Below are 23,304 nucleotides of genomic sequence, written 5' to 3'. Positions count from 1 at the left end.
GGTTCCCGAGGCGAGAACAGCGCACGCTGTAAAGGGCTTTGCTGCGGCTATGGGCCGGGCAACGCCCTGATTTGAGGAGGAGGATTTCTCAATGCATATGAACACCGGCCGGCGTCTGCTTGGCCTTTCGATGGCGGTGCTGAGCGCTGCCACCATGCTGACGACGGCGACGACCGCGTCCTACGCCCAGAGCGTGGACCTGAGCAAATGGTCGCCGGAATACGTCAAGTCGATCGCCGGCACCAAGCAGTTCGACGCTGCCAAGGATTGCGGCGCGGTTGTGCCGAACGATTACACCGGTTCGGTCAGCTACTGGTACACCGGCCCGTTCGAAGCCGATCCGCAGATCGCGCATGACCAGGACAAGGCGTTCTGGGAGGCCTTCAAGGCCGCCTATCCGAACATCACCACCGAAGTCCAGTCGATCACCTATAACGAACTGCTCGACAAGTTCCGCACCTCGCTGCTCGGCAACTCGGCTCCGGCCGTCATCCGCCTGCAGATCCTGGGTGGCGTCGAGTTCGCCGCCAAAGGCTACCTGCAGCCGCTGAAGCCGGAAGATGTCGGCTACACCGCCGCGGACTTCTGGCCCGGCGCGCTGAAGTCGGTGACTTACGAGGGTGTCAGCTACGGCCTGCCGACCAACAACGAAACCATGGCGATGATCTGGAACGCCAAGGTGTTCAAGGATGCCGGGCTCGACCCGGAAAGCCCGCCGGCCACCTGGGACGATGTCGTCGCCTATTCCAAGCAGATCAACGAGAAGCTGGGCATCCCGGGCTACGGCCTCGTCGCCAAGCAGAACGCCGGCAATACCCCGTTCCGCTTCATGCCGCAGCTCTGGGCCTATGGTGGCGGTGCCCTCGACGAGGCCTCGGCCGAGCCGGGCTACAAGGACGTCTGGATCAACAACGCCGGCTCCAAGCAGGCGCTGCAGGCTGCCTACCAGATGTACGCCGTCGACAAGTCGGTCCCGACTTCGGCGCTGACCAACACGCAGGGTGAAAACCAGGCGCCGTTCATCGCCGGCAAGCTCGGCATGATGATTGCCCACCCGGCCGAATACGCCAAGATGAACGATCTCGCGTCCAAGGCGACCGGCACCGACAAGGCAGTTGCCGACGAAGTGGTCGCCAACATGCGCTACGGCCTGATCCCCACCGGTCCCGACGGCAAGCGCGCCGTGGTGTTCGGCGGCTCCAACATCCATGTGGTGAAGCCCGAGTTCGTGCAGGGTGGCAAGGTGGACGAGCAGGCCGTCAAGGCGCTGATCTGCTTCTGGGACAGCCCGGAATGGTCGACCAAGCTCGCCTGGGTCGGCTCCAACCCCGGCAACATCAATGGCTTCCTGACGGACGCCATGAAGGAACGTCTCGACACCATCAAGTTCCTCGACGTCACCACCTCGATGCTGCCCAATGGTATCCCGTTCCCGGTGATCCCGCAGGCGCCGGAAATCATGAACATCATCGTTCCGGACATGCTGCAGAACGCCCTCACCGGCAACATGACCGTCGACCAAGCGGCCGAGGATGCAGCCACCAAGGTCAAGGCCATCGTCGATGGCGGCGGCGGCATCTGATCGCCTGCTGAAGCACTCTCGGACCGGCGGCACCCGTCGCCGGTCTCTCCTCTTCACAACCAGGGTTATGCGCTGTGAGCACTGTTCCGGGACAAGCCATCTTTCGCGACGTACCCGAGCCCAGGCGCATCGGCCTCAGCCAAAAGGTGTGGAACAGCCGCTTCGATTATCTTTATGTGGCGCCTGCCCTGATCGTGATGCTGATCGTCATCGGCTATCCGATCTACTACACCATCGAGCTGAGCTTCTTTAACACCCCGGCGAGCCTGGCGCTCAGCGCCAAGCAGTTCAACGGCCTCGACAATTACGTCACCATCCTGACCAGCCCGGTGTTCTGGAAGGTCACCTGGCAGACGGTGCTGTGGACGGTCCTTTCCACCTTCTTCGCCTTCATGATCGGGCTGGGCGCCGCGCTGGCGCTGCATCGCGAGTTCGCCGGCCGCGGGGTGCTGCGTGCACTGCTGCTGATTCCGTGGGTGGTGAGCGCGGTGGCCGCCTCCTATGTGTGGAAGTGGCTCTATCACTCCGATTTCGGCGCTATCAGCGCCATGCTCACCCAGGTCGGGTTGATCGATAAGCCGATCAACTTCATCGACAACACCAACACCTCGCTCTACGCGCTGATCGTCGTGAACGTGTGGAAGGAATTCTCCTTCGCCATGATCATGCTGATGGCCGGTCTGCAGACCGTGCCCGATACGCTGCTGCGGGCCGCGCAGGTCGATGGCGCCAGCCCCTGGCAGCGCTTCTGGCATGTCACCTTCCCGCACCTCCAGGGTGTGTCGATGGTCACCCTGCTGCTGCTCGCAGTGCAGAATTTCAACTCCTTCATCATCCCCTGGATCATGACCGGCGGCGGCCCGGCCGGCTCGTCGGACATCTGGATCACCCACATCTACCAGCTCGCCTTCGGGCGGCAGCGCTGGGGCGTCGCCTCGGCCTATGCGGTGATCCTGTTCCTCGTGATGATGGTGCTCGGTTACTTCTACGTCCGCGCATTGACCAAGGGCGACGACGCGAGGGCCGGAGCATGACCGCCATGGAAATGAGTGCCGGCGCCGCCAAGCGCCGCGGGGCCGGTGGCTGGCGCTGGAGCGGGCGGATCTTCCTCCTCCTGCTGATCGGCTTCACTGTGATGCCGATGATCTGGATGTTCATCACCTCGCTGAAGACCGGCTTTGCGGCGATGCAGTATCCGCCGCAATGGTGGCCGGCCGAACCGACGCTGGAGAACTACTGGCGGCTGATCGACCCCTCGGGCAATGTCGGCCGCGACTTCATCCAGTATTTCTGGAACAGCATCTGGGTCTCGACCCTCACCACCATTCTCGCGGTGGTGGTGGCGGTGCCGGCCGCCTACGCCTTCTCGCGCTTCCGCTTCCCCGGCCGCAACTTCCTGTTCTTCGCCGTGCTGCTCAGGAACATGTTCCCGGCCGTGGTGTTCCTCGTGCCGCTGTTCATCCTGATGAAAGCGCTGGGGCTGGTGAACACCCACGGTTCGCTGATCCTCACCTACCTGACCTTCGGCCTGCCGCTCGCCATCTGGCTGCTCAAGGGGTTTTACGACAACATCCCGGTGCAGCTCGAACAGGCGGCCCGCATCGATGGCGCGACGCGCTTCCAGGCGTTCCTGCTGATCGTCATGCCGCTCTCGACGCCGGGCATCATCGCCACCTCGATCTACAGCTTCATCGGCGCCTGGAACGAGTACATTTACGCCTACACCTTCCTCACCCGGCACGATCAGATGACCCTGCCGGTCGGCATCCAGCGCTTCTTTTCGGAGAACGCCACGGATTGGCCGGGGCTGATGGCCGCCACCTTCATGATGAGCATCCCCGTCGTGGTGCTGTTCCTCGTCCTGCAACGCTACTTCGTGCGCGCCCTGACCGAGGGCGCCGTGAAGCACTAACGGAAAGCTCAAGGAAACCCACATGGCTCAGGTTATCCTCAAGGACGTGGTCAAGAACTACGGCGATGTCTACGCCGTGAACCACGTGTCGCTGACCGTCGAGGACGGAGAGTTCGTCGCGCTGGTCGGCCCCTCCGGCTGCGGCAAGACCACGACGCTCAACCTGGTCGCCGGGCTGATCCCGATGTCGGGCGGCACCATCAACATCGGCGACCGCGACGTCACCGACCTCGACCCCAAGGACCGGGACATCGCCATGGTGTTCCAGAACTACGCGCTCTATCCGCAGAAGTCGGTCTACAAGAACCTCGCCTTCCCGCTGCAGATGCGCAAATTGCCTAAGGAAGAGATCGACAAGCGGGTCCAGGCCGCCGCCAAGACCCTCGATATCGTCCATCTGCTGGAGCGCAAGCCGCGCGAACTGTCGGGCGGCCAGCAGCAGCGCGTGGCGCTGGGCCGGGCGCTGGTGCGCGAGCCGCGCGCCTTCCTGATGGATGAGCCGCTGTCAAACCTCGACGCCAAGCTGCGCGTGCAGATGCGCTCCGAGATCAAGCGTTTCCACCAGGATCTCAACGCCACCATCATCTACGTGACGCACGACCAGCTCGAGGCCGTCACCATGTCCGACAAGATGGCGGTGATGAATGGCGGCTTCCTGCAGCAATATGACAGCCCGGCCAACGTTTTCGCCAACCCGGTGAACATGTTCGTTGCAAGCTTCGTTGGCTCCCCTGCCATGAGCCTCGTGCCGCTGACCGCCGCATCGAAGGATGGGAAGGTCGTGCTCCAGAGCCCCGAGGGCTGGGAGATGCCGCTCTCCGACGCCAATGGCCGGAAGGCGCTGGGCGCCAAATCCAGCAAGGTGGTGCTGGGTGGCCGGCACTCGACCATCACGGTGCACAAATCCCAGGTAACGGGCTCGGTACCGGGCAAGGTCTACACGGTCGAGCCGACCGGCGACGTCACCTTTGCCCAGGTCTTCGTCTCCGGCGCCGTGGTCAATGTCAGCGTCGCCCCGACCTTCCAGCTCAGGCCCGACGAGCCGGTGTTCCTCGAGTTCGATCAGGACCGCATGCATCTGTTCGACGGCGAAACCGAAATGGCACTCAAGCTCGCATAAGCCGCCAATCGATTTGTCCTTCCATCGGGCGGCCCGGTAGCGACCGCTCCCCAGCCAAGGCTTAACCCCCAATGACTTCGAACCCTGCCGAAGACGCGCTTAATCGCGTCAACACCAGCTCCCGCCCGTCTGATTTGAGGATCACCGATATCCGCGTGGCCGAGATCACCGGTGCGCCGTTCCGCTCGGCGCTGCTGAAGATCTATACCAACCAGGGCATCGTGGGCTTGGGCGAAGTGCGCGACGGCGCCAGCGCCACCTACGCGCTGATGCTGAAGAGCCGGCTGCTCGGCGAAAACCCTTGCGATGTCGACCGGCTGTTCCGTCGCATCAAGCAGTTCGGCGGCCACGGCCGGCAGGGTGGCGGCGTCTCGGCCATTGAGATCGCGCTCTGGGATCTCGCCGGCAAGGCCTATGGCGCGCCGATCTACCAGATGCTGGGCGGCAAGTTCCGCGACAAGGTGCGCTGCTATTGCGATACCGACGCCGATCGCCCGAGCGGCACGGAGATGGGCAAGCGTTTGAAGGAGCGCATGGACAAGGGGTTCACCTTCCTGAAGATGGACCTGGGGCTGATGGAGATCGCCCATATCCCCGGCGCCGTCGTCGGCCCGGCGGGCGTACTCGAGGGCTTCAAGCAGCACGCCGGCGGCATTCGCGCGACCAATAACGAGGAGCGCAAGGCGCGTAACCTCGTTTACGACGCGCAGAACGTCATGCACCCGTTCACCGGGCTGCACTTCTCCGAAAAGGGTCTCGACCTGCTCGAGCAGTACATTGCCGAAGTGCGCGACGTGATCGGGCCCGAGATCCCGCTGGCCATCGACCATCTCGGCCATATCTCGCTGCAGGACGGTATCCGGCTGGCGCAGCGCATCGAGAAATACACCCCGGCCTGGCTCGAGGACGTGATCCCCTGGCAGCATGCGGAGAGCTATCGCCGGTTGCAGGAAGCGACCTCGGTGCCGATCTGCACCGGCGAGGATATCTACCTGAAGGAAGGTTTCGAGCCGCTGTTCAACGCCGGCATCTCGGTCATCCATCCCGATATCCTCACCACCGGCGGCATCCTCGAAACCAAGAAGATCGGCGATGCGGCGCAGGACCATGGCATCGCCATGGCCATCCACATGGCCGAGAGCCCGATCGCCGCGATTGCCGCGGCCCATATCGCCACCGCCACCGAGAACTTCCTGGCGCTCGAATATCACTCGGTCGATGTGCCGTGGTGGGATGACATCGTCACCGGCTTCGACGGTCCGATCGTCAAGAACGGCTTCATCGAGCTCAGCGACAAACCGGGCCTCGGCATCGACGACGTCAACGACGAGCTGCTGCGTCAGCACCTGCAGCCTGGTGTTACCGACATCTGGCAGCCGACCGACCGGTGGGACAATGACATGTCCTGGGACCGCACCTGGTCCTGAGGAACATCCAGTCCCGAGCGAGCGTGGAGCGACGCATCAAATGAAGATCAAGGAAATCAAGGTCATCGTCTGCTCGCCCGGGCGGAACTTCACTACGGTGAAGGTGATCACCGACGAGGGTGTCTACGGCATCGGCGATGGCACGGTGAACGGCCGCGAGCTGTCGGTTGCCAGCTATCTCGAGGATCACGTCGCTCCGGCGCTGATCGGCATGGATCCGCTGCGCACCGAGGACATCTGGCAGTATCTCTACAAGGGCGCCTACTGGCGTCGCGGCCCCATCACCATGGCGGCGATCTCGGCCATCGACATGGCGCTGTGGGATATCAAGGCCAAGGTCGCCGGCCTGCCGCTCTACCAGCTGCTCGGTGGCCGCTCACGCGACAAGGTGATGGTCTACCGCCACGCCTCCGGCCTCGAAATCTCCGAGGTGGTGGAGGGCGTACTCGCCATCAAGGAAACCGGCGTCGAGGCGATCCGCGCCCAGGTTGCCATCCCCGGCCTGCCGCCCATCTACGGCACCGGCGATTCCACCGATACCGCGGCGCTGAAGGGCCGCGGCGCCATCGTGCCGCACGAGGAAGTCTGGGCGACGCACAAATACCTGCCGCTGGTGCCAAAACTGTTCGAGAAGGTCCGCGACGCAGTGGGCTGCGACGTGCACCTGCTGCACGACGTGCATCACCGCCTGACCCCGATCGAAGCCGCCCGCCTCGGCAAGGACCTCGAGCCCTACCGGCTGTTCTGGCTCGAGGATGCCATTCCCGCCGAGCTGCAGGAAGGCTTCCGCATCATCCGCCAGCACACCACGCAGCCCCTCGCGGTGGGCGAGGTGTTCAACTCGATCTACGACACCCACACGCTGATCACCGAGCAGCTGATCGATTATGCCCGCGTCACCTCCACTCATGCGGGCGGCGTCACCGGCATCAAGAAGATCTTCGATCTGGCGGCGATCTACCACGTGAAGTCGGCGTGCCACGGCCCACAGGACGTGTCGCCGATCGCCATGGGCTGCAACATCCATGTCGACGTGGCGATCCCGAACTTCGGCATCCAGGAATTCGCCAGCTACACCGAACAGATGTTCGATGTGTTCAAATGCGCCTGGTCCTATGACCGTGGCTATCTGCAGCCGGGCGAGGTGCCGGGCCACGGCGTCGATTTCGACGAAAGTCTCGCTGCCAAATACCCCTACAAGCAGGCTTACCTGCCGATCGCCCGTCTCGAAGACGGCGCCATGACCAGCTGGTGAGGAACCAACAGTGAAGATCACCGCCATCAAGCCGTTCCCGGTCTGGGTCGGCCATCGCAACCAGCTGATCGTCAAGATCGAGACCGATGCAGGCATTTTCGGCTGGGGCGAAAGCGGGCTCAGCGGCCGCGAGAAGGCCGTCGTCGGGGCGCTCGAGCACTACGCGCAGTTTCTCGTCGGCCGCGACCCGATGCAGATCGGCGCACTGTGGCAGGAAATGTACCGCAGCCAGTATTTTGAGGGCGGGCGCGTGCTCACCGCCGCGCAGTCGGCGCTCGACATCGCGCTCTATGACATCAAGGGCAAGGCGCTCGGCGTGCCGGTCTATGAGCTGCTCGGCGGCAAACACCGCAATTTCATCCCGACCTTCGCTTCGACCGGTTCGATCAGCGGCGACGAGACCATCGAGGACGCGAAAAAGCTGATGGCGCGCGGCTGGTCCACCATCCGTTTCTTCCCCGCCGAATGGAACGACGCGCAGGGCATTTTCGAGCCGCGCGAGTCGATCGGCAAGACCGCCAAATTCCTGGTGAAGGCGCGCGAAGCGCTGGGCGAAGACGTGGTGCTGGGCATCGATTACCACCACCGGCTGAGCGTCGCCGAGACGGCCAGCTTCTGCCAGAAGATGCCATCCGGCACGCTCGATTTCCTCGAGGAGCCGATCCGCGACGAGACCCCGGAGGCCTACGAAAACCTCCGCAAACTCACCGACGTGCCCTTCGCCATCGGCGAGGAGTTCTCCTCCAAGTGGCAGTTCCTGCCTTACATCGAACGCGGCATCCATCAGTACAACCGGCTCGACCTCTGCAATGTCGGCGGCTTCACCGAGGCGATGAAGGTCGCCGGCTGGTCCGAGGCGCACTATGTCGACCTGATGCCGCACAACCCGCTGGGGCCGATCTGCACTGCGGCGACCATCCACTTCTCGGCGGCGACGCCGAACTTCTTCGCGCTCGAAGTGCGCGCCAACGCCACCGACCTCTATGCGGGCACGCCCACCGCGGAGCTGTTCCCCACCATGCCGCTGCTCGACGGTGCGGTGTTCCGCGTGCCGGACGCACCGGGGCTCGGCATCGAAATCAACGAAAAGCTGCTCGACAAGGACAGCTTCAAGTTCTGGGAGGCGCCCCACCTAAAGCGCCGCGACGGTTCGGTTACGAACTGGTAGACCCGAAACTCATCTGGAGGAGATACTTATGGTCCACATCATGCAAAGCCCGATCCCGGCGTTCAAGCGTCCGAGCAAGGACGTCATCGCCGCGCTGAAGGATATCGGCACCGCCACCGTCGCCGGGTCGCTCGGCCATTCCGGCTTCCGCAACCCGCACATGGTCGGCCCGGTCAGCCAGTATAAGGGCAAGTCCATCGTCGGCACGGCGCTGACGCTGCAGTTCATGCCGCAGCGCCCGGATCTCTTCAGCGAAGGTGAATACTCGGACCCCGAAAAGCAGCTGCATCGCCACGTCCTCTATGAAGTCGAGGAGAACGACGTGGTCGTGGTCGACGCGCGCGGCGACCTGAGCTCGGGCGTCTTCGGCGACATGATGTCGACCTACTTCAAGGGCCGCAAAGGCGCCGGCATCGTCATCGACGGCGTGATGCGCGACAAGCCCAACGTCGACAAACTCGACCTCGCCATCTGGATGCGCGGCTGGACCCCGAACTACCACGTCCAGGTCTCGATCTGGCCGGCGGCAGTGAACGTGCCGATCTCCTGCGGCGGCGTCATGGTGATCCCCGGCGACATCATCATGGCCGATGACGACGGCGTCGTCGTCCTGCCCCAGTCGATGGCCGAAAAGGTCATCGAGGATTCCAAGAAGCACGCCGAGTGGGAAGTGTTCAGTCGCGAAAAGCTCACCGCCGGTGAATCGCTCCGCCGCTACTACCCGCTGCACCCCGATGCCGAGGAAGAATACCAGGCCTGGCGCAAGGCCAAAGGCCTGCCGCCGAGCCCCAGCCACTAAGGCAAGGCTACCGTGAATGAGAAGGGCGCCCAAGTGGCGCCCTTTTTCCTCAGCCGCTTTGCATCGCAGCTAACGTCTTACCTGAAGCACATGGCCCGTCGGTGTCTAAGTCGACGCGTCGATGCTAGAGGTGCTCGACGCGGCATCGTACACACCTTTTAGCTGCACTGCCAGCATGCCGCTCAGCAGCTCTTCCATCTTTGAGACATCCAACCGTCCCTCTTTGCACGCGGCGTCCGCAGCATCCAACGCGGCGAAGTACGGGTCGCGATTGCTGACGATCTGCTCGGGAATTGTTGGGTGGCCGGGGAGGACAGCATCCAGGCGACAACACATGACCACGTAGGACAAGGTGCGTGATGTGCGCCCATTTCCATCAGAGAATGGATGTATCCAGTTGAGCCGCCACATCACATAGGCCGCGAGGTGAATAGGTGAAGCCGTTTCCCAGTTGTCGTTGACGTAGTCACACAGGTCTTCGACAAGCTCCGGAACCAAATGAGCTCCGACCGGTTCGTGCTTACTTCCCTGAATAGCGACGCCAGCAGGGCGGAAGTTGCCAGCATAGGCGCTAATGCCGCGCAACGCCTCGCGCTGAAGCGCCAGCAACAGAGACGGGCGCAGCTTGAACGCCTTCCGCTCTATCGCCTGCTGAACCACCTCACGGCCAAAATCATACTGGCGGAGGCCGTTGAGGGCCTCCGCTTCCGCCTTTTTGATGGGGTCGATGATTAGCTCAGCCTCGAGGGCCTTGCTGTGGCGCTGATTTGAGGCGTCATCCATAGCTTGAGAGAGCTACCTTCTCTTGAGCTCTGCGGTCTGCAGAGTGACCAATCGTTCGGCTTGCTCATCGATCATGGAGCGAGTGATGTCGGAGTTCTCAAACGCAGTGTTGCCATAGGCAAAGCTCCTACGCTGTTCCTCCTGCTGTCTTTCTGTCTGGTGAACCTTTTTGGCTGCGTCGATTAGCGCGCTAAGTGCGTTGGTCATGAGGGGGTCTCCAATAAGATTCGCACCTATCTTGCACCATTGTGGTGTTAATGTCGTGCTACGAAAATAGGTCGGGGTGACGGTTTTTCAGAGGCCCGGTCGCACAATCGTGTTGAGTCGGGACATGGATCACGGTTGCCGATCAAGCCCGTCGTCGACACGACCTGTGTGGCTTTCCTAGGCCCTACCGAGGAATTCCGCCATCCGGATCAACCCCTGCATGTAGCCGATGGCGTGCGAGCGGCCGCGGTGGTTCCAGTCGCTGTCGCCGTCCATCTTGGGCACGTGGTCGTCGAGCAGGAAGCCGTCAAAGCCGTTCTTGGCGAGCAGCACGATGACTTCGGCCGGGTCGAAATTGCCGTCGCCGATGAAGCACTCGACGAAGTTCGGCACCGAGCCCTTCACGTCGCGGAAGTGGATGTAGGAGATCCGGCCCTTGGGCGCGAAATACTCGATCATCTCGGTGACGTTCTGCTTGCCGCCTTCCATCTCCGAGCAGCAGCCGAGGCAGAGGTCGAGCGACCAGGCTTCCGAACGACCGACCAGGTCATAGGCCTTCTTGAAGTTCTCCGGCTTGTAGAACAGCCGCGCCACGCCGCCCAGCATCGGCACCGGCGGATCATCGGGGTGCAGCGCCAGCTTCAGGCCTTCCTCTTCGGCCACCGGCAGCACCGCCTTCATGAAATACTCGTAGTTGCTCCACATCTGGTCTTCGGTGATCAGCGGGCCGTCCTTGCCGAACAGCGGCATCGAGGAGGCGCGTCCGAGCGTCGTCGGCATGAACGAGCGGAGCAGCTCGAGATTGTCGATATTGGCTTCGACCACCGCCATGTCGAACTGGCGGGCGACGGCGCCGCCGCGGGTCGCAGCATCGCGCTTGGTGGTCCACACCGAGTTGGGCATGAAGTGCAGCCCGAGCACCGGGATGCCGGCGCGCGCCACGGCGCGGATCGTTGCCTGGTAGTTCTCGATCTGCTCGTCGCGGCCCTCGAGCCCCATCATCGCCTTGTGGTAGAAATGGGTGGGGACGTTCTCGATCGCTTCGAACTTAAGGCCGGCTGCTTCCACCTGGTCGACCAGCGCCCTGACGTCCTGCTGCTCCCAGCGATTGTCGCCCGGCAGCGTCGGGTTGTTCATCTGCAACCCGGTGGCGCCGATCTGCGCCGCGAAGCGGAGCCTTTCCTCGCTCAGTTCGTGGAACTGGCCTACCGCAACCCTGATACCCATAATTGTCTTCCCAGTTAGAAATGCTGTCCGTGTGTCACCGGGTCATTCCCGCGAAAGCGGAAACCTCCGTTTGCGTTGCCGAAGCCCCGAACAGAGTTTCCCGCTTTCGCGGGAATGACACCGTGGCTGGGGAGCGGCTCGATGGGTCATCCCTTGACCGATCCCTCGGTCATGCCCGCCACCATGAAGCGCTGGGCAACGAAATAGAGGATCATCAGCGGCACCGACGAGATCGCTGCGCCGGCCATCAGCGGGCCCCAAGGCAAGACGTCGGAAGTGATGAGATAGTTGAGCGCCAGCGGCGCGGTGCGCACGCTTTCCGACGTCGTGAGCACCAGTGCGAACAGCAGCTCGTTCCAGGCGCCGGTGAAGGTGAAGATGGCGACCGCCGCGAGGCCGGGCGCCGAGAGCGGCAGGGTGATGCGCAGCAGCGCCCCGAACCGGGTCAGCCCGTCGATCATCCCCTGCTCCTCGAGCTCACGCGGTACGCCGCGGAAATAGCCCTGCAGCAGCCAGGTGGAGAGCGGCAGCGAGAAGGTGAGGTAGACGAGAATCAGGCCCTGCAGCGAGTTGCCGAGCTTCAGCTGCGCCATGACGATCGACAGCGGAATGAACAGCAGCGAGCCGGGGGTGAGGTAGGCGAAGAGGATCAGCCGGCCGATGACGCCGCGGAAGCGATAGCGGAACCGCACCATCGAATAGGCGGCGAACGACGAGATGATCACCGAGATCACGGTGACGGTCGAGGCGACAATGAAGCTGTTGCGGATCGACAGCAGGAACTGCCCGTCGGCGAGCAGCTTCTCGAAGTTGGCGAGGCTGAAGCGGGACGGCCACAGAGACGGCACACGCAGGATGTCGCGTGGCAGTTTGAGCGACGTCGCCAGCATCCAGTAAACCGGGAACAGCACGAGGATGACCGCGACGATCAACGCGGCATAGCTCAGCAGCCGGGCGATCAGGAACCGGCGACGCGCCGAGGCGCCGGCATTGGTCGGCGCCGCACTGGCGATTTCGGCGAGACTGGCCATTATTCCTCCCTCCGCATCATCAGCGAAGTGGCAAAGATCACGAGGATGGCCAGCACCGGCAGCATGTAGACCGACACCGCGGCGGCTTCACCGATGCGCTGGGTCTGCATGCCGAAATAGGCCAGCACCGGGAACACCATGGTGGCGTCCGACGGGCCGCCGGCGGTCAACAGCCAGACATGCTCGAAGCCGTTGGCGGTCCAGATCGAAGAGAGCAGCGTGGTGACGATGATCACCGGCAGAATGCTGGGGATGGTGACGTTCCAGAACCGCTGCCAGGTATTGGCGCCGTCAACGATCGCCGCCTCGTAAAGTTCTTTGGGCACCGATTGCAGGGCCGCAAGAATTGAGATGAACCAGAACGGAAAACCGCGCCACACCGAGGCGATGATCACCGAAGCCATGGCGGTGGTGCGGGTGCCGAGCCAGTCGACGGTGCCGGCGTAGAGCCCGGTCTGGTTGAGGATCAGATTAATGCCGCCGCCGATCGGCTGGTAAAGCACGCGCCAGGTGAGGAAGGCGACGAAAGCCGGCATGGCCCAAGGCAGCATCAGGAACGAGCGGAAGATACCTCGCCCCGGCAGGTTCTGGTGCACCAGCAGTGCCAGGCCCAGCCCGATCACCAGCTTCAGCACGTCCGAAACGAGGACGATGACAATGGTGTTGCGGATGGCGGCCCAGAAGGTCGCGGTCCCCGCCAGGTATTCGAAGTTCTTGAAGCCGATGAAGTTGCCGGTGCTGCCGATCACCATGTCGGTGAACGACACCCAGATGGCAAAGAAAAACGGATAGGCGACCAGCCCGAGGATCAGCAGCACCACCGGCGCCACCAGCGCATAGGCGAAGAGCTTGAGCTTGAACCCACCGCCGAAGCGGCGGCGGGGAGTGGAGTCTTGCGTTGAAACAGTCATGATCGGTGCGCTTGGCTACCCCTCACCCTCACCCTCACCCTCACCCTAACCCTCTCCCCAGAGGGGCGAGGGGACGCACTTTGCGCCGGCAGTGCCACAACGCCCCCTCGCCCCTTTGGGGAGAGGGTGGGGGTGAGGGGCAGCCAAGCACTCAGGCCATGCAATGCGTAACTTTTCCAAAACATCCGCGGATGGCCCCGGGAGGAACCATCCGCGGCAGGGAGGAACTTGGGATCAGTACTTGTCGTAGATCGCCTGGCCCTGGGTCTGCGCTTCGGCGATCGCCTTGTCGAAGTCCCAGCCATCCACCACCACGCGCTGGGCGAGCTTGGGAATGAGGAAGTTGGAGCCGAAATCAGCGAAGGCGGCGTTGTTGACATCCGGGTAGGCCGGAGCCGTGCCGTTCTTGGCGAGCCCGAGCAGGCCGACGAGGATGGTGTTGGTGCCGTCGAACGCCTGGAGCTTCTCCTGGTTGGTCAGCACCGGACCATAGATCGCCACGTTGAAATAGGCGTTCATGAACTCTGGCGACGAGAGGTGTTCGAGCAGCGCTTTGGCTTCGTCCTGCACCGGGCTCGCCTTGGTGATGGCGCGCAATTGCACGTCGATCGGCGAGATGATGCCCTTGGGGCCGCCGGGCAGCGGCGAGAAGGCGCTGGATTCGAACAGTTCCGGATCGTCTTTCCGCGCGGCGATACCGACCGAGCCGGTATTGGCGATGAAGCCGGCCTGGCCCGACAGATAAGCCTGGTTGTCGCCGGCGCCGTCCCAGGTGGTGTTGCCGGGCGAGAACAGGCCCTTGTCCCAGGCATTCTTCAGCCAGGTGAGCCACAACCGCGTCTCGGGCGAGTCGATCGTCACTTTCTTGCCGGCGTCGTCGGCGATGCGGCCCCCGAACGACTGCAGCACCGCGACCTGCAGGTTTGCGTCGCCGACATTGGAGAGGGCGAGACCCAGCCCCGAAACCGGCGCCTTGTTGATGGCTTCGGCCTGCGTCACCAGTTCGTCCCAGGTCTTGGGCGCCTCGGTGAAGCCGGCGGGCTCGAGCAGGTCCTTGCGCCGCAGCAGCAGGTTGCCGTTGACGCCGAACGGGATGCCGACGCGGGCAATGCCGCCATCCGCCGTCAGGTCGGATGCGGTATCGGGACCGGCGAACCAGCCGCCCTGCGCGTCGCCGATCTTCTTGTAGAGGTCGCCGACATCGGAGAACTGGCTCTGCCGGGCGAGCAGCCGGGCGAGGCCGAGACCCATGTCGAGGGCATCCGGCATGGTGTTGGACGATACCGCCGCCGAGACCTTCTGGGTGGTCTCGTTCTGGTTGATCATCACCACTTCGGTGGCGACGCCGTTGGCGGCGCCCCAGGCATTGATGGTGTCGGTCAGCAGCTTGTTGGCATCGTCCGAAAAGATCAGGCCACCCCAGTAGGTGAGCTTCTTGCCCTGCGCCAGGGCGGGCATCGGGAAGCTGCTGGCGGCGGCCAGCGCCAGGCCGCTTGCGGCGGTCTTCAGCACGCGGCGGCGCGACCAGCCGGTCGGCTTCTGGGTGTCGAATGATTTGGTCATGGGCTCTCCTCCAAGATGAGCTCGTGTGCGGCTTGGCGATTGCGGCGACGGTGCCGGACTGATCGCTGGGGCGATCAACGTTCGGTGGGTCACGCCGCCTCCCCGCGGGGTCCCGATTTGCCTAGAGCGCGGTGGCCCAAACGGCCCGGCCGCTCACAGTTTTCTCGCAGCGCCGGCTTTTAAATATATTTATTAGCGCTATTAAGAGCGTATTATGGGGCTCGAACAACTGTCAATGCGCCATTGGCTAGGAGAAAAGGATGAGGGGTGAAATCGAGAATGCCGGTTACGCCGCGTTCTTTGACGCTCTCATCGACGGCCGGCTGAAGCTCGGCCAGACCCTGACACAAGAGGAACTGTGCAAGGTGCTGGGCCTGTCGCTGTCGCCGATGCGCGAAACGACGACGCTGCTCGAGGCCGAGGGGCTGATCACCGTCCGCCGCAAGGTGGGGATCACCATCTTCTATCCGGACGTGAAGTTCGTCGGGAATTGCTTCCAGTTTCGCGGCCTGCTCGAACGCGAGGGCCTCAGGAAGTTCGCGCAGACCGTGACCCCCGCCTGGATCGACGCGATGCGCGCCGAACATCTCGGGATCATCGATTTCGTCCGCCAGACCAACGACATGGAACGCTACCGCGTGCCGGTAAAACTGCTCGAGCGGAAGTTCCACGATACCTTCGTTGCCGCCTTCGACAATGACCAGATCAGGGTCAACTACGCGCGGCTGACCCAGAAGATGTACCTGTTGCGCCTGCACAACCTCAACGCGGTCGGCCCGGCCAACACCGTGACCTCGATGGAGGAGCATATGGTGATCATCGATGCGCTGAAGGCCGGTGACGTCGAGGCCGCCTGCGACGGGCTCGACCGGCACCTGCAGGGCGTGCTGCACCGCGTGCTGACGACGTAGCAGCGGCCTCACCGTGATCGCCTTCTCCCCTTGTGGGAGAAGGTGCCCGAAGGGCGGATGAGGGGTTCTCTCCGCGTACACCATCGCTCGTCGCAAGGGGAGAAGGCGAAGGAGCCGAAGCGACCGTGTCCTAAACCGCGTCGCTTGCCGGCTTCCTTCCGCTGCGAAGGTTCGCTTCGTGATCATGCAGCACCACGAGCACCGAGGCGATCAGCCCGGCGAACAGACCGGCCAGCAATCCGATCATCATGCTGTCGGTGATGCCCATCAGCTGGCCGATGCTGCTGGTGGCAAGGCCCGCCGCGACGGCGGTAACGAAGGCGCCGACCCACACCGACAGCGGCGCGTGGCGTTCGCGGTTGGAAAGGAAGAATTGCGGCATCGCCTCGCCCAGATAACGCCGGATGACGATCTCGGCCGCCACCGCACAGAAGGCGGCGACGATACCGACCGAGGCGCGGCCGGCGTCGTTATCGGCGAACACGGCGCCGACCAGGGCGCCCACCAGCGTGGCGATGACGACGGCAGCAATGATGTAGGCTGTAACTTCGTAGCGCGCATTGGACGGACTGGGCATCTTACACTCCAGGTCACTCGCTCACCCACTTCGATGCTAGCGCCAACCTGACGGCTGGACAACTCCGCCGCCCTCGTGCCTCAGTCGCAAGTCGAATCCCGCGCCCCGTTGACAAGCACCGTCACGGGCGATTAGCTGTCCCTAATATGAAACGCCCGTTCCAGATACGGAACGTACGACGGGCGATCGGGAGGGAAGCTCATGAGTGACGAGGCGCTCTCGCCTGTCCTTGCGGCACACAATATTTCGCGCCATTTCGGTGCGGTGGTGGCGCTCGCCGATGCGTCGCTGACGCTGCGACCGCGCGAGGTGGTGGGGCTGGTGGGCGATAACGGCGCCGGCAAGTCGACGCTCTTAAAAATCCTCTCCGGCATCGTCACCCCGTCGGGCGGCGACATCGTCATCGACGGCAAGCCGGTCGTACTGAAGCGCGCCCAGGACGCCATGGATGCGGGGATCGAGACGGTCTACCAGGACCTGGCGCTGGTCGACACCATGTCGGCTTACCAGAACGTTTATCTCGGCCGCGAGGAACTCTCGAAGCACCCGCTGGCCCGGCTGTTCAACCTCGTCGACGACCGCCGGATGCGCGAGCGGGCCCGCGAAGTGCTGGACATGCTCAAGGTGAAAATCCCCTCGATCAACGTCTCGGTGAAGGGTATGTCGGGCGGCCAGCGCCAGTGCCTCGCCATCGCCCGGGCGCTGCTCTGGGGCCGCCGCATCGTCATCCTCGACGAGCCGACCGCGGCGCTCGGAGTACGCGAGACCGGCCAGGTGCTCGAGGTGATCCGCGACCTGCGCCAGCACGACGTCTCGGTGATCATCGTCAGCCACAACATGCAGCAGCTGATGAGCGTCGCCGATCGCATCACAGTGATGCGGCTGGGCCGCTCGATCGCCACCCGCACCGTCAAGGATACCGAGGTCAACGAGATTGTCGGTTTGATTACCGGCGCCATTCCGGGCGACTCGCCCGAAGCGCGCGCCGCGGAGGTTGCGGCCTGAGGCAGGGCCTCGGAGCCGATCAGACTATTTTCGCAAAGGGAGGAGACCTATCTTGCGCAACTCAGTACGTGCATTCGCCGTCATGGCGCTTTCGGTTCCTGCGCTCATCGGCATTGCCGGTGTCGCGGAAGCCCAGGACAAGTTCAAGCTCGGCATGGCGGTGGGTGGCAACACCTGCTGCGAATGGATGAAGGCCCAGGGTGACGTTGCCCGCGCCCTCGCCGAGAAGGAGGGCTGGGACTATGTCGAGCTCTCCAACAACAACGACCCTGCGACGGCCCTTAAGAACGTGCAGATCTTCGCGCAGGAAGGCGTTGATGCGATCATCCAGTTCAATGGCCAGGCTGCCTCCAACCCGGCCATCTCGGCGGTCGCCAAGCAGGCCAATATTCCGATCGTCACCTACGACATCGCCGATCCCGGCATGTATTTCGTCGGCATCGACAACCTCGGTGCGGGCATTGCCGGTGGCGAGGGCCTCGGCGCCATCGTCAAGGAAAAGTGGAACTGCGAGCCCGATCTGGTGATCTCGGCTGAAGGCGCCGGCGCCGGCATCGTCAACGAGTGGCGCACCGGCGGCATGCGCACCGGCCTGGGCAATGTCTGCCCGGACATTCCGAAAGAAAAGTACGTGAGCTTCGAGAGCCAGGGTGACGCGGCTGTCGGCCTGCCGGCCGCTCGTGACCTGCTCGCTGCCCATCCCGACGCCAAGAAGATCGCCGTGGTCGGCCTGAACGATGGCGGCGTGCTCGCCCTCATCAATGCCGCCGAGCAGCTCGGCCGCGCCGACGAAGTCATCGGCTGGGGCCAGGACGGCGCCTTCATCACCGGCGACAACGTCAACCCGCACCTGGTCGGTTCGGTGTTCTACTTCCTCGAGGGCTACGCCGTGTATGCCATCAAGGACGTGATCAAGCCGATCGCCGAAGGCAATACCCCTGCGCTGAAGGCCGATGCCGGCGATCCGGCCTCCAAGGTCCAGCCGTGCCCGGTCACCGCCGAGCAGGCCAAGTCGGTGCCCGACATGCCGGAACGCGTGAAGCAACTGCTCGCCGCCCCCGCCGGGACGACGGAGTACGAGCTGTTCTGCCCGAACAAGGGTTGAGTCCGACTGGCAGGACGGTGCGCGGTGCCTCACCCCCACCCTAGCTTTGCTACAGGGCCGCTGGCCCTTAGCGACGCTACCCTCCCCACAAGGGGGAGGGAGAGGCAGCGGCACCAGCACCGTCCTCACCACCTGGGTGGGGTGGGGCGACGCACACCGCTTCCTGCTCTGCGACTTCTAGACTGCCAATGAATTCCTCGGAACCACCGCCGATGTCCCTGACCCAAGCCACCGAGACCGCGCCGCCGGCTGTACCGCTCCGGGTCCGTTTTGGTGGCTGGGGCACCGGCATCATGCTGCTTGCGGTGTGGCTGCTGCTGATCGCCGCCACCGGCCTCTACCGCCCCGACTTCCTGTCGCAGCAGACGGTGCTGGCCATCGCCTTCACCATGTCGATCGTCGGCGTGTTGGCGATCGGGCAGGGGCTCGTCGCCATCTCGGGCGGCTTCATCGATCTGAGCCAGCCGGCCGGCATGATCACCGCCAGCCTCGTCGCGGTGCGGCTCTCGGAAGCCGGCATGCCGCTCCCCGTGGTGATCGTCGGCGCCATCCTCACCGGCATGGCGTGGGGGGCCTTCAATGCGGCGATCATCGTCTTTGCCAAGCTCAATCCGGTGATCGTGACGCTGGCGACCAACTTCATCGGCCTCGCCGCTCTGTTCCTGGTGTTCCAGCTCGCCGAAGTACCGCTCAACTCCGACATCTATCATTTCGGCCGCGCCAGCCTGTTCGGCCTGCCGGCGATCTTCTGGCCGATGCTGGGGCTGGTGCTGGTGGTCGGGTTCCTCTTGCCGCGCACGAAGTACGGCCGCCGCGCCACCGCCGTGGGCGGCAATCGCGCCGCCGCCAAGGCCCGCGGCATCTCGCTCAGGGCGACGCGGTTCGCCATCTTCATGGCTGCCGGCGGCTTCGTCGGCTTTGCCGCAGTGCTGTTCGCGGCGACCGCCGGACCGTTCAACCCGGGTTCGGGCAACGCCATGCAGCTCAATATCATCGCCGGGGTGATCCTCGCGGGCATTTCGCTCGCCGGTGGGCGCGGCAATTTCTGGATGCTGCTGTTGAGCGTCGGGTTTCTGTCGACCATTCCGACGTCGCTGGTGTTCTTCGGGCTCAGCTCTGACACCCAGTCGATCTTCCAGGGCCTGATCCTCGTCATCGCGGTCGCCATCGACGGTTATCGCGCACGGAAGGGAACGCCATGAGCGACACTGCTGCTTCCACCCTGCCGCCCGCGCCGCATAACCCCTGGCGCGAGCTGCTGACCGGCTCGGTCGCCTCGATCACCTTCACCTTCATCGCTGTGGTCGCGGTGGGCTGGTTCTGGGTCGGGCCCAAATTCCTGTCGTTCGGCAATATCTCGATCATGGGCACCTTCCTGATCGTGCCGCTGATCGTCGGCGCCTTCTCCGGCATGGCGCTGCTCTCGGGCGTCGTCGACCTGTCGATCGGCTCGATGGTCGGCTTCTCCTCGGCGGTGTTCGCGCTGCTGATTTCGCTCGGCTGGGATCCGGCCAGCGCCGCGGCGGTGACGCTCTGTGCCTGCCTCTGCTTCGGCGGCATCAACGCCATCGCCATTGTCGGCTTCGGGGCCGAGCCGATCGCTGCGACGCTCGGCATGCTGGTGGCTTTGCGCGGCATCGCCTGGGTGCTGCTCGGCTCGCAGGGAGCCATCTTTGCCTTCAACATCGACATGTTCAACCTGGTCAGCACCACGGTATTCGGGCTGCCGCTGTTCTTCCTCCTCGCCATCCTCTTGACCGCCATCGCCGCGCTGATCGTTACCAAGACCCGCGTCGGTCGGCATGTGCAGGCGGTGGGCGGTGACGACAAGGCCGCGGGGCGCGCCGGCATTTCGGTGAAGAGGGTGCGGGTCGCGGCGCTGCTGCTCTCGTCGTTCGGCGCCGGGCTCGGCGGCATCGTCTATGCGGCGCAGCTCGGCAGTGCGGCGCGGGCCACCGGCGTCGGGCTCGAGTTCCAGGTCTATGCGGCGCTGATGATCGGCGGCTACTCGATCCTGCGTGGCGGCGTCGGCAACCCGGTCGGTGGTGCGCTTGGCCTCTTGGCGGTCGCTGGTGTCAGCAACATCCTCGATCTCAAGGCCATCAGCCCCTACTACGTAAACATCATTGTCGGCCTGCTGCTGCTCGCCGCAGTCCTGCTCGATCGCCTGCGCGGCGGCGACGCTTACGAATAATAACCAGTTATCACCCGACCTAAGGATTCTGTGCCGTGAAGATCTCGGACATCACCATCAAGACGTTCCGCACCTATGCCGACCGCTGGGATGTCGGCCACGCGCTGCCTTTGCCCAACACGCAGATGATGCAGACGGTGCTCACCATCCACACCGACGAAGGCGTGGTCGGGCACTATTTCGGCGGCGGTTCGCACGGCGACAATGAGGGCCTCAACGTCGTCGACCAGCAGCAGATCCTGTGGCGCATCAAGGATCTGCTGGTTGGCCAGGACCCGATGGATCGCGAGATGATCTGGAAATGGATGTGGGTCGCCAACGTCCAGGAAAACGTCGCCTCGGTGATCGACAATGCGCTGTGGGACCTCGCCGGTCGCTACGCCAACCTGCCGGTCTACAAGCTGATGGGCGGCGCCGGACGCGAGAAGGTGAAGGCCTACGCCTCGACCTACCCCAATATCGGCAAGCCGCACGTCTATGCCGAGCATGCGCTGGCCTGCAAAAACGAAGGCTACATCGCCTACAAGATCCACCCGCACTATTTCTGGAACCCCGAGACCGGTCAGCCGACTCCCGGTCGCCCGTCCAACATCAAGGCCGATATCGAGACCTGCCACCTGGTGCGCGAGGCGGTGGGGCCGGATTACGTGCTGATGTTCGACCCGTGGGGCACCTACATGACCATGGAGGAGGCGATCCAGGTCGGCCGCGAGCTCGAAAAGCTCAACTTCTACTGGTACGAGCACCCGATGCCGGAATACCGCACCGAGAGCTATGTGCGGTTGAGCCGGGAACTGCAGATCCCGATCCTCTCCCCCGAGATCATCGCCGGCGGTGTGTTCTCCCGCGCCGAGTGGATCCTACGCGGCGCCGGCGACATGAGCCGCATCGACGTGGTGCGCGGCGGCATCACGGGTGCGAGGAAGACCGCCATCGTCGCCGAAGCCTATGGCCTGCGCTGCGAGATGCACATGGCCGGCTGGGGCAACCTGCAGGTGATCGGCGCCACCTCCGAGGATACCTCCGAGTATTACGAGAAGGGCCTGCTCGCGCCGGGCGTCGATTACGACGCGCCGCACCCCTACCTCAAGAACACTGTCGATAAGATCGACTCCGAGGGCTTCGTGCACATGCCCAAAGGCCCCGGCATGGGTTACGAAATCGAGTGGGACTATATCGACGACAACCTGATCGAACCCAACGCAACGACCAAGAAGACCCATTGGTGATCATGTCTGCTGCGCAGCCGCACCCACCGGCCAACTCCCTCCCCTCGACGGGGAGGGCTGGGGTGGGGTGTGCGGAGCCAGCGGACGGGCCGATGGGCACTGGGCTCCTCGCCCCCCACCCCTGTCCCCTCCCCGCAAGGGGGAGGGAGACCCGACTGCGAAGCCTAGGAGTTTAGATGTCGAGCATCACCCGGTCCGTCCAGGCCATGGATCTGCTGGCCCGCAAGGGTCCGCTGGGGGTCCGCGCGGTGGCGCAGCAGTTGCAGCTGCCGCTCGGCTCGGTGCACCGGATGCTGCTCGACCTCGCCGAAGAGGGGGTGGTCGATCGCACGCCGTCCGGCGAGTGGGAGCTGAGCTTCCGCCTGCTCGAAATCACCGGGCTGCAGCTCGAGCGCATCGACCTGCCGCGGCTCTGCCGGCCGTTCGCCGAGCAGATTGCCGAGGCGACCCGCGAGACGGTGAACGTCAACGCCCTGAGCGGCATGTTCGGGGTGTGCATCGACAAGGTGCGCGGCAACGAGGGCATGCAGCTCGACATGCGCATCGGCTCGCGCGGTCCGCTGAACTGTGGTGGCGCCGGCAAGGCGATGTTGTCTTATATGCCCGAGGCCCGGCAGGAGGAGGTCTACACCCACCCGTTGCCGGCGCTCACCAGCCACACCATCGTCGATGCCAAAAAACTGCGCGAGGAGATCGGCCGCATCCGCGACCGCTTCTATTCGATCGACGACCAGGAAGTGGTGATGGGCGTCTATTGCGTCGCCGTGCCGCTGCTCGATCGTTCCGGCCACTCGGTCGGCGCCATGAGCGTCACCGGCCCGTCGGTGAAAAAGCCCGGTGGTGACAACGTCATGCCGGTGGTCGCCATGCTGTGGGACGCCTGCGAGCATGTGAGCCGCCGGCTCGGCTATGCCGGCGAATGGCCGCCGGTCGCCGCTGCGGCAACCCGCCTCGCCGGTTAGGGAGAAGACCTGTGGTTCGCATCGCCTGGATGATGAAGCTGAAGCCCGGCAACGAGGCGATCTATAAGCAAAAGCACGACGAGATCTGGCCCGAGATGCTCGATGCCATGCGGCGCGACGGCGTGCGCAGCTTCTCGATCTACCGCAACGGGCTCGACCTCTTCGCCTACATGGAGCGCGACAGCGCCCCCGATCCGGCGACCCCAATCAGCGACCTGACCTGGCGCTGGTGGGAGATGATGGCGCCCTACATGGAAACCAATTCCGACTTCTCGCCGGTGCAACGCCCGGTCGAGGAAATGTTCAACTTCGAAAATCGCTGAGAGAGCCATTGTC

Annotated in this window: 23 protein-coding genes; 16 read left to right on the top strand and 7 right to left on the bottom strand. The window is 63.9% G+C overall.

Features of this window, described 5'->3' with window-relative positions:
* Positions 1-154 precede the first annotated feature (154 nt).
* From ASC68_RS01160 to ASC68_RS01125, 8 genes are all read left to right on the top strand, one after another.
* A complete protein-coding gene (locus ASC68_RS01160; protein WP_055875883.1) occupies positions 155-1,582 on the top strand; it encodes an extracellular solute-binding protein in 1,428 nt (475 codons plus the stop codon).
* 74 nt (positions 1,583-1,656) lie between these two features.
* Positions 1,657-2,616 carry a sugar ABC transporter permease gene (locus ASC68_RS01155; protein WP_082527808.1) on the top strand — a complete coding sequence of 320 codons (960 nt, stop codon included), beginning with the start codon at positions 1,657-1,659 and terminating at the stop codon, positions 2,614-2,616.
* A complete protein-coding gene (locus ASC68_RS01150; protein ID WP_055873507.1) occupies positions 2,613-3,494 on the top strand; it encodes a carbohydrate ABC transporter permease in 882 nt (293 codons plus the stop codon). The genes ASC68_RS01155 and ASC68_RS01150 overlap by 4 nt, the downstream gene beginning before the upstream one ends.
* A gap of 22 nt (positions 3,495-3,516) precedes the next feature.
* Complete coding sequence (locus ASC68_RS01145) at positions 3,517-4,614, top strand: ABC transporter ATP-binding protein (RefSeq protein WP_055873505.1); 1,098 nt, start codon at positions 3,517-3,519, stop codon at positions 4,612-4,614.
* 71 nt (positions 4,615-4,685) lie between these two features.
* Positions 4,686-6,041, top strand: coding sequence for a mandelate racemase/muconate lactonizing enzyme family protein (locus ASC68_RS01140; RefSeq protein ID WP_055873501.1), 1,356 nt, complete (start codon positions 4,686-4,688; stop codon positions 6,039-6,041).
* A gap of 40 nt (positions 6,042-6,081) precedes the next feature.
* On the top strand, positions 6,082-7,296 hold the full coding sequence (gene manD, locus ASC68_RS01135; protein WP_055873499.1) for a D-mannonate dehydratase ManD: 1,215 nt from the start codon (positions 6,082-6,084) through the stop codon (positions 7,294-7,296).
* 10 nt (positions 7,297-7,306) lie between these two features.
* On the top strand, positions 7,307-8,464 hold the full coding sequence (locus tag ASC68_RS01130; protein WP_055873495.1) for a mandelate racemase/muconate lactonizing enzyme family protein: 1,158 nt from the start codon (positions 7,307-7,309) through the stop codon (positions 8,462-8,464).
* Positions 8,465-8,492: 28 nt separating this feature from the next.
* Positions 8,493-9,263, top strand: a complete 771-nt coding sequence (locus ASC68_RS01125; protein WP_244488391.1) for a ribonuclease activity regulator RraA — start codon at positions 8,493-8,495, stop codon at positions 9,261-9,263.
* A gap of 105 nt (positions 9,264-9,368) precedes the next feature.
* On the opposite strand, the gene ASC68_RS01120 is transcribed toward ASC68_RS01125, so the two are convergent.
* The 6 genes from ASC68_RS01120 to ASC68_RS01095 form a co-directional block, all read right to left on the bottom strand.
* The gene (locus ASC68_RS01120) at positions 9,369-10,046 is read right to left on the bottom strand and encodes a Fic family protein (RefSeq protein ID WP_055873490.1); all 678 of its coding nucleotides are present in this window, start codon (positions 10,044-10,046) and stop codon (positions 9,369-9,371) included.
* 12 nt (positions 10,047-10,058) lie between these two features.
* Entirely contained in the window at positions 10,059-10,253 is a 195-nt protein-coding gene (locus ASC68_RS01115) for a hypothetical protein (protein ID WP_055873487.1), read from the bottom strand.
* 177 nt (positions 10,254-10,430) lie between these two features.
* On the bottom strand, positions 10,431-11,480 hold the full coding sequence (locus ASC68_RS01110) for a mannonate dehydratase (protein ID WP_055873484.1): 1,050 nt from the start codon (positions 11,478-11,480) through the stop codon (positions 10,431-10,433).
* Positions 11,481-11,626: 146 nt separating this feature from the next.
* Positions 11,627-12,511 (bottom strand): carbohydrate ABC transporter permease, encoded by an 885-nt coding sequence (locus tag ASC68_RS01105; RefSeq protein ID WP_055873481.1) that lies wholly within the window; start codon positions 12,509-12,511, stop codon positions 11,627-11,629.
* Complete coding sequence (locus tag ASC68_RS01100; protein WP_055873478.1) at positions 12,511-13,422, bottom strand: sugar ABC transporter permease; 912 nt, start codon at positions 13,420-13,422, stop codon at positions 12,511-12,513. The genes ASC68_RS01105 and ASC68_RS01100 overlap by 1 nt, the downstream gene beginning before the upstream one ends.
* Positions 13,423-13,656: 234 nt before the next feature.
* A complete protein-coding gene (locus ASC68_RS01095; RefSeq protein WP_055873476.1) occupies positions 13,657-14,985 on the bottom strand; it encodes an extracellular solute-binding protein in 1,329 nt (442 codons plus the stop codon).
* Between the two features lie 260 nt (positions 14,986-15,245).
* Between ASC68_RS01095 and ASC68_RS01090 the strand changes: the two genes are divergently transcribed.
* Positions 15,246-15,896, top strand: a complete 651-nt coding sequence (locus tag ASC68_RS01090; RefSeq protein WP_055873473.1) for a GntR family transcriptional regulator — start codon at positions 15,246-15,248, stop codon at positions 15,894-15,896.
* Positions 15,897-16,026: 130 nt separating this feature from the next.
* Here the strand turns inward: ASC68_RS01090 and ASC68_RS01085 are convergent, their stop codons facing one another.
* The gene (locus ASC68_RS01085) at positions 16,027-16,473 is read right to left on the bottom strand and encodes a hypothetical protein (protein ID WP_055873470.1); all 447 of its coding nucleotides are present in this window, start codon (positions 16,471-16,473) and stop codon (positions 16,027-16,029) included.
* 201 nt (positions 16,474-16,674) lie between these two features.
* On the opposite strand from ASC68_RS01085, the gene ASC68_RS01080 reads away from it, so the two are divergent.
* The 7 genes from ASC68_RS01080 (at position 16,675) to ASC68_RS01050 (ending at position 23,291) form a co-directional block, all read left to right on the top strand.
* On the top strand, positions 16,675-17,478 hold the full coding sequence (locus ASC68_RS01080) for an ATP-binding cassette domain-containing protein (protein WP_055873467.1): 804 nt from the start codon (positions 16,675-16,677) through the stop codon (positions 17,476-17,478).
* Between the two features lie 52 nt (positions 17,479-17,530).
* On the top strand, positions 17,531-18,583 hold the full coding sequence (locus ASC68_RS01075) for a substrate-binding domain-containing protein (RefSeq protein WP_055873464.1): 1,053 nt from the start codon (positions 17,531-17,533) through the stop codon (positions 18,581-18,583).
* Positions 18,584-18,795: 212 nt separating this feature from the next.
* Positions 18,796-19,785, top strand: coding sequence for an ABC transporter permease (locus ASC68_RS01070; RefSeq protein ID WP_055873461.1), 990 nt, complete (start codon positions 18,796-18,798; stop codon positions 19,783-19,785).
* On the top strand, positions 19,782-20,777 hold the full coding sequence (locus tag ASC68_RS01065; RefSeq protein WP_055873458.1) for an ABC transporter permease: 996 nt from the start codon (positions 19,782-19,784) through the stop codon (positions 20,775-20,777). Before ASC68_RS01070 ends, ASC68_RS01065 begins: the two co-directional genes overlap by 4 nt.
* Before the next feature lie 35 nt (positions 20,778-20,812).
* Positions 20,813-22,006: an enolase C-terminal domain-like protein gene (locus tag ASC68_RS01060; RefSeq protein ID WP_055873456.1), complete on the top strand. Its 1,194-nt coding sequence runs from the start codon at positions 20,813-20,815 to the stop codon at positions 22,004-22,006.
* 176 nt (positions 22,007-22,182) lie between these two features.
* Positions 22,183-22,968, top strand: a complete 786-nt coding sequence (locus ASC68_RS01055; protein ID WP_055873453.1) for an IclR family transcriptional regulator — start codon at positions 22,183-22,185, stop codon at positions 22,966-22,968.
* An 11-nt stretch (positions 22,969-22,979) separates the two neighbouring features.
* Entirely contained in the window at positions 22,980-23,291 is a 312-nt protein-coding gene (locus ASC68_RS01050) for an L-rhamnose mutarotase (RefSeq protein WP_055873450.1), read from the top strand.
* The last annotated feature ends 13 nt before the right edge of the window (positions 23,292-23,304 follow it).

The sequence above is a fragment of the Devosia sp. Root105 genome, assembly GCF_001424865.1.
Taxonomy (GTDB): domain Bacteria; phylum Pseudomonadota; class Alphaproteobacteria; order Rhizobiales; family Devosiaceae; genus Devosia_A.
The sequence above is the reverse complement of the archived record's forward strand: the minus strand, read 5'-3'. Positions and strand labels throughout refer to the sequence as shown.